We start from the raw sequence: 6,303 nt of genomic DNA, 5'->3' as shown, positions 1-6,303 counted from the left end.
GCGACACCTCTTTCTCTCCCTGGGGGTGGAGGCCTTCTCCTGGGGCCGGGTGGACGTGGACGGGCGGGTGGAGGCGCAACTCTTCCACCGGGACTTGAGCCTGAGCGCCGGTGGGCTGGCGACAGCCGTGGGCCAGCCCGGAGCGCGCTACCTCGTCTCCGGGGAGGCCCGGTGGCGCTTGCTGGGAGGCAACCTCTACGCCCTGGGCCAGGGCGGCACGCTGCTGTTTCCCACGCCGGAGGGGACGCCGCGGCCGGGGGCCTTCGCGGCCGTGGGGCTGGGGGTGGACCATGCGCGCTGAGCGACTGCCGCGCGGCGGAGCCAGCCGGGTGCTGGCCCTGGCGCTCCTCACGGCGGGGTGTGCCTCGCTGCCCTCTCGGGCGGGCGCTGGAGGCACCCTGGCTGCCGTCTCGGGCTCGACGCCCATGGCGGCTTTGGGACGCGGCGCCGTCGCGAGTCTCCCCGAGGACGACGCGCTCGAGGACTTCGACGATGAGGAGTCCGCGGCCGGACCGCTCCTGCACCGCCGCCGGACCGCGCCGTCACCCCCGAGCCCCGGCGGAGGCGAGACGACGCCCCTGCGTATGGTGGGCGCCCTGGCAGGTGTCTGCGGGGAGGTGCCCTCGGGCTGGCCGCACCTGGACTCGGAGGACGAGGTACTGGCGCCCTTCCTGGCGTGCACTACGCCCGCGGCCTTCCTGGCCTTGCAACGCCAGACGGACCTGCCGCAGCTGGTGGAGGCCCTCTCGGACTGGAACGCCGTCCGGCTGGGCGCCCTGGGCCCCCTGGAGGCCGAGGCTGCTCGCGTCCTCCTCCAAAAGCGCGCGGCCTTCCTCTCCACCGCCGTCGAGAAGCACGGCCTGGCCCAGGCGGAAGTCCTCGCCCTCTTCGTCCTGCACACCACCCACGACGACGAGGTGCGGCAGCTGCTGCGCCTGTTGGCCGAGGACAAACTGCTCAAGCGCGCGCTGGGGGCCATGGAGGTGGTGCGCGAGGAGCTGACGCAGCGGGGCCTGGCCCTCGCTGACTTCCCGGAGCGGGACTTCCGCGCGGGCGATATCGCGCGCGGGCTGGGACGGGCCGCGGATGACGTCGCGGCCTCCATTCCGCTCGTTGGCGGAAGCCGGAGCGTGGATGCGTCCACGCTGCCCCCGCAGCTGCCACCGCCCTACCGGACCGCGTACGAAGAGGTGGAGAGGGCGCAGTACCTGGGGGCCTTCACGCCAGGCAACGTGGCCCTGGCGTCCTTCGACCACCTCACCTTCGGCGTGCCGCTGGGCTTCTACCATCTGGCGGCAGGGACGGCGCAGGGCGGGGCTTCTCTCGCCAAGGGCGAGTACGAGGAGGCCACGCGGCAGTTGGCGCCTGCGGCCCTCATGGTGGGCCTGTACGCGGGAGGGAAGGGAGCGCGCGCATTGCGTGAAGCGGGCCTCTCCCGGCGGGCGGGGGCTCGACTCCAGGCGGTGGTGCCCCGCGTGGAGGCGCTGAAGGCCGTGCTGGCGAGGTTGGAGGCGCACCTTGGGGAGAGCGCCGTGGGGGAGTTGGCCCGCCACCTCCAGCAGAACCGGGAGGCGGCCCTCCTGGTGAGCGAGTGGGGCGAGGCGGGGGCCCTCGCGCTGCACGAGGCGCGAGGCAACGTCGCTCAAGCACAGGCCACGCTGGCGGTGCGGTATCGCGAGCCCCCGGGCGCCGCGTCCACGGGTGGGGGCGCAGGACGAAACAGCGGCAGTCGGCCCTCGGTGCCCCCCGAGGCGGCCGGACTCCCGGCGGAGGTGGCGCAGGCGAAGTTCCAGCAGTGGGAGGCGGAGTTCCCGGGAGAGCGCCTGCCGATGGATGTGGCGGAGTTGACGAGGCACCGTCAGGCCCTTCAGGCAGCGGCTCCCGCCGAAGTGACTGCGCAGCCACGCTGGGCTGACTACGTGGCGTACCTGGAGACGCGGGCCGCGGAAATCAAGCAAGGGATTGCGCAGAAGGGGCCCCTGAAGTGGGCCGGCTATCGGCTCGTGCGTGACCGGTACGCCCGGGGCCTGGACTTCGAGAGGAAGATGGTCGCCCTCCTGGAGGCGGATGCAGCCCTGCCGCGGGCGCAGCGGCGGTGGCTCAAGGACTTCGACCAGCCCCGCGTCGAGACGCATGTGGGCGTGGCGAAGACAGACCTGCGCTTCGCGGACGTGCTCGTCATCGAGGAGGGGCCCGCTGCTGGCCCGAGGCCGCGCGTGGAGACGTTCAGCCTCAAGAGTCGGGACCTTCGTCGCCTTGATGCGGATGCTCTGGCATCGCAGATGGTTGCGGACGCGAGCAATGCTCTGCGGTATTACGGTGAGGCTCTGAACATCCGTCGCCCCGGTTTCGAACAGACGGCAAAAGTCCAGAAAGTCCGTCTCATCTACGAGGGTGGCGAACTCAAGCCTACTGACGCCAAGACATTGAAAAACACATTGGATAAGGTCGGTGATGAAGTCGAGGGAGTGGAGGTCCTGTTTCAATGAGCCTACTAATGCTGCGGGACTTGGACGCCGAAGACAGTCTGCGACTTTCTTTCGATGGCGCATTCAATCCACAGGCCAAATTGACGCATGAACTGGCGCCTTTCCTTGAAGCCCTTGAAGAGCATGCTGGCGACTGGTTGCCAGATGTTGTCAGAGGCAAGCGGCAACGCAAGTACTCCCGCGAGGCCGTTTGGAAATCGATTGAGGAGCGACGCAGCGAGAGGAGTGCGTCCGTCGGGTTCTTTCATGCGGCAGCTCCGCAGATGTCACTGGCTTTGTATCTAGGGTTTGCTCCCCGGCGGCCCAGACTGAACGTCAGCCTCAATGTGCAACCGCTTTCGCTCTTTGCAGAAGTGGAGCGCTGTCGGAGATTTGTGGAAATGGTACGTGCCTGGGCAGACAGCTATCCGGCGCCCTACGCCTCGGCACACAGCATGGCCGATGATCAGTTGTCTGGAGCCCCTGGTTTCGGTCGGGATGATGAGGTCGCCAATAGAGACGGATTTGACAAGGTCTATGAACTATATTGGTTCAACATCTTCGGCCCGAAGCTGGTAGAGTCCGTAGGGCGCGAGCGAATGCTCTCGACGCCTGCGCACCTCGTGGAGGAGCTGTCCAACGGCGCCATCCTCCTGGTGCTATGGCCCACCGCCGCGGACTTCGCGAGCGACGAATCGCGTGTGGCCCAGGCGCGTGCCCACGTCCACCTGCGGCCGGACCTGGATTTCGACACCGTGCTGCACACCCTGCGCGAGCGCAGTGCCGCACTCGCTCCCGTGGAGCCTCGCTTCCACCCTGACCTGGCACCGCTCCTCTCGCGACTGCCGGACGCGTTCGCCATCAGCGAGCGGCAGCAGAAGATTGCCGAACTCAATGCCTTCCAGCCGCCCGAGCCGCAAGAGTGGCTCCCAGTCGCCCTCCCCTCGGACGTGGAGAATCCCGAGCGCGTCCGCAGCGACTACGGCGACCTGTCCGAGAGCCTCGTGGCTGCGCTGCATACGAAGGTGCCCAGCCTCTTCGACGCGACACCCGAGTGCCTCACGGACCTGGACTTCTACTTCTGGCGGGAGAACTTCCCGGAGCGGTACCAGCGGGACCTCATCGACGAGCACACGGCGCCGGCGCTCGGGGCCTTTCTGGGCGGCATGCTGGTGCGGCGGCTGGGCGGAACATGGGTGCCGCGGCAAAAGCGGGAGGAGTCCCAGGTTCGCGTCGGCAAGCGCGTTTGGCTGCCCTTCCTTCGCGCTCACCGGTACATGGAGTCTCGCCAGGCGTTACTGGACTACTCGCTCACCCAATTCTTCCGGGAGGCGGAGCGGCATCGCTCCTGATTGGGAGCGCCATCTTCCGGTCGTCCGGAGTGGGTGGCCCACCAGCTTCCCAGGTGAGCGAGGGGGATGAGCGATTCGAGACCGAGCGTTTTTACCGTGCGCTGTATGATTCGGAACGGCTTTACGAGGTTGGCGAATGGAATGAACCACCATCCAATCGCCCAGCCCGGCGTTGCGCCAACGTCCAGTCCCAACACGCCTAGCTGGCGGACGACACGGTATTCCCACATCAGAAATGCGACAGGCGCGAGCCTGTATGAGAAGTAGTCTACGAAGGCGATGGTGTAGGTGAGAGGGGTCAGGGTGTCGAAGACCTCGGAGAATGAGGGGTGCTCTTCAACGTCGGTCAACAGGAGTGCGGCGCTGAAGAGCAGATTGATGACTGCGGATCCTCCCGAGACGAGGAGAAGAATGGACGTCCATCGGGCCCGAGCGGCTGAAGAGGGTACTGCCGCCACCTGGCTACGGCACTCCTCACAGCGCCCGTTGCTTCCTGCGCAGTCAGAGCAGGCGTAGCTTCCGCAGCGCTCGCACGCAGTCAGCGCAGCACGGTCTGGATGTCGGGGGCACGTCGGCCGCAGGTCGGTTGTCGTCGGAGAGGTGTCTGCCATGGGGCCTGGTCAGGCGCGTTCTTGATGAGTCGACGGTATGTATTGTTGAGGCGTTCGTGGGGGAGAGCCTGGTGCGTAGAAGGTGTGCGAGCGCCGGATGAGGCGGAGCGGCACCGGCGGTGAGGACCGCGAGGACCTACGGGAACGTCACGTTGCCGAGGAGCACGGTTCGGCCCCCACCCTCTTCCCAGAGCTTGAGCGTGTAGGGGCCCCGGGCGTCTTCTGTCCTGGCCTCTGCTTCCACCACCACGTGCCCAGGATTGGACGGATCCGCGTTGATGGGCCCGGATGACCACACGGGCAGCACCTTCAGTTCTGCGCCCCGCCGGCCTGTCAGGGCCGCACCCGCCACCGCGAAGGGTGGCGCATTCGCGAGTCCGTTCACTTCGAACTCCACAGCGACACGCCCGGCGGCCCGGTAACTCCGAACGCGAAACACGGAGAGCACGTTTCCCGGTGCCTTGGTGACAGCCTCGGTCAGTACCTTGGGAAGAACGCCTTCCTCGTCCAACTGCTTCGCGGCGAGGAGACTCCTCAAGCCCCCCGGCCCGGTGCGCTCCGCCTGGGTGCGCTTCAACTCGTCGTAACACTGTGCGGTCCGTGCCCGCGCTTCCCTTGCTTCCTGTTGATAGGACTCCACCGGGCGCGCGTTCCGGTACACCTCCACCACCTGCTCCGCCTGGACCGGATGCACCACGAGCGTGAAGGCCGCACCGGAAGGGGCCGCCCTGCCGGCGAAGCGCACCGTCAACCGCAGCCGGTCCCCCGGCATCGACCCCTCGGAGGGAATGAGGCGGAGGGTCATGAGGCCCGCGTCCACGAGCGCGAAAGCCTCTCGCTTCTCAAGGGTCACCGTGTCCTTGCCTTCCGCCGTGCGCAGTAACTCCGAATCGAACGTCAGGGTGGTGGACCTCCCCGGGCTGATGAACACCTCGGGCGATTCGCCGCCCGGTTCTTCCGCCAGTTCAATGGGCCGAGGGCTCGCAGTGAGGGATACGGACGGCGTCTGCGCGTTGACAGGCAAGCCCAGGAGACACAGCGCCAGGACCACGGCGAAACAAGGTGCGGGCACGGGACAAAACCTCCAGGGTGGAGCAGGAAGAGGCGAGCGCGGGGCGGCTCCTATCACCTCGCTTCATCGTTCGCCGCCGGGCCGCCTCTTCAGAGGACGCCTCACTTGAAGCGGCGCACCGGCACCACGTCGAAGGCGTTGAAGATGCGGGCGGAGTCGGCGTTGCCATCGTCCTTGCGCACCACTCCGAGCTTTCCATCCTCGTCGTGTAACTCAAAGCAGACGGGCCAGGTCTTTCCGGCCTTGGTGCGTGCCCAGTTGCAGTGGCCGAAGACGCGCTCTCCCAGGGTGATCCGGCAGGACAGCACCGTTCCGCCTGGGAATTGCTCGCCATAGCCACCGGTCGCCAGCTTTATCGAGCCGCTTCCTCCACGCACGGTGATGACCCGGGGATCTCCCGTGTAGCCGGTGAACGTACCGATACGGTCGTCCCCGATGTCGATGCCCAGTTCCTCCATGGCGGTGAGCGCCGCCTGCGGGCAGTCCTCCGGATCCGGCGGCGGGAGCACCTGGGCGCCACTCGCGCAGGCCAGTGCAAGGGAGGCACCGGCCACGCACCCGGCGTTTCGCAACGACTTCTTCAAGGAGGAGGTGGGGGGCTGGGACTTCTTCATGGGAGCGCTGTCCTCCGGGGGCGCCGCGACGGACGCGGCGGCCACGACGGTGGATGCCGCTGACAAGGGCGGTGCCGTGGCCCGGTCAGCTTCAAGCGGCAGGTGGGGGGGCGCCACTTCCTGGACGGGCGCGGACACCTGCCATGGCGCGCCCCACCCCACCACCACGGCGGCCACCGCCAGCAC

6 protein-coding genes and 1 pseudogene are annotated in these 6,303 nt (G+C 67.7%); 4 read left to right on the top strand and 3 right to left on the bottom strand.

The genetic code is table 11. The features are described 5' to 3' along the window. The 3 genes and pseudogenes from D7X12_RS37980 to D7X12_RS37970 form a co-directional block, all read left to right on the top strand. Positions 1–301 (top strand): annotated as a pseudogene (locus tag D7X12_RS37980) (hypothetical protein); the annotation flags it as partial. Then, positions 291–2,489: a hypothetical protein gene (locus D7X12_RS37975; RefSeq protein ID WP_120630061.1), complete on the top strand. Its 2,199-nt coding sequence runs from the start codon at positions 291–293 to the stop codon at positions 2,487–2,489. The pseudogene D7X12_RS37980 and the gene D7X12_RS37975, both read left to right, overlap by 11 nt. Then, positions 2,486–3,820, top strand: a complete 1,335-nt coding sequence (locus D7X12_RS37970) for a hypothetical protein (RefSeq protein WP_120630060.1) — start codon at positions 2,486–2,488, stop codon at positions 3,818–3,820. Before D7X12_RS37975 ends, D7X12_RS37970 begins: the two co-directional genes overlap by 4 nt. Here D7X12_RS37970 and D7X12_RS37965 read toward each other — a convergent pair. From D7X12_RS37965 to D7X12_RS37955, 3 genes are all read right to left on the bottom strand, one after another. Further along, the gene (locus D7X12_RS37965) at positions 3,772–4,278 is read right to left on the bottom strand and encodes a DUF4328 domain-containing protein (protein ID WP_158620204.1); all 507 of its coding nucleotides are present in this window, start codon (positions 4,276–4,278) and stop codon (positions 3,772–3,774) included. The genes D7X12_RS37970 and D7X12_RS37965 overlap by 49 nt on opposite strands. Before the next feature lie 289 nt (positions 4,279–4,567). Next, complete coding sequence (locus tag D7X12_RS37960) at positions 4,568–5,503, bottom strand: DUF2381 family protein (protein ID WP_120630058.1); 936 nt, start codon at positions 5,501–5,503, stop codon at positions 4,568–4,570. A 101-nt stretch (positions 5,504–5,604) separates the two neighbouring features. Beyond that, on the bottom strand, positions 5,605–6,117 hold the full coding sequence (locus D7X12_RS37955; protein WP_147443924.1) for a hypothetical protein: 513 nt from the start codon (positions 6,115–6,117) through the stop codon (positions 5,605–5,607). Between D7X12_RS37955 and D7X12_RS43865 the strand changes: the two genes are divergently transcribed. Further along, a partial coding sequence (locus D7X12_RS43865) for a hypothetical protein (RefSeq protein WP_208719546.1) occupies positions 6,116–6,303 on the top strand: 188 nt, incomplete at its 3' end. The two genes, D7X12_RS37955 and D7X12_RS43865, sit on opposite strands and share 2 nt — an antisense overlap.

The sequence above is a fragment of the Corallococcus sicarius genome, from assembly GCF_003611735.1.
Classification (GTDB): domain Bacteria; phylum Myxococcota; class Myxococcia; order Myxococcales; family Myxococcaceae; genus Corallococcus; species Corallococcus sicarius.
This window is presented reverse-complemented; position numbering and strand designations above follow the sequence as displayed.

Bases quoted from the DNA above. Each gene is read 5' to 3' on its own strand.
- D7X12_RS37975 (WP_120630061.1), top strand. From the start codon at position 291: ATGCGCGCTGAGCGACTGCCGCGCGGCGGAGCCAGCCGGGTGCTGGCC.
- D7X12_RS37970 (WP_120630060.1), top strand. From the start codon at position 2,486: ATGAGCCTACTAATGCTGCGGGACTTGGACGCCGAAGACAGTCTGCGA.
- D7X12_RS37955 (WP_147443924.1), bottom strand. From the start codon at position 6,117: ATGAAGAAGTCCCAGCCCCCCACCTCCTCCTTGAAGAAGTCGTTGCGA.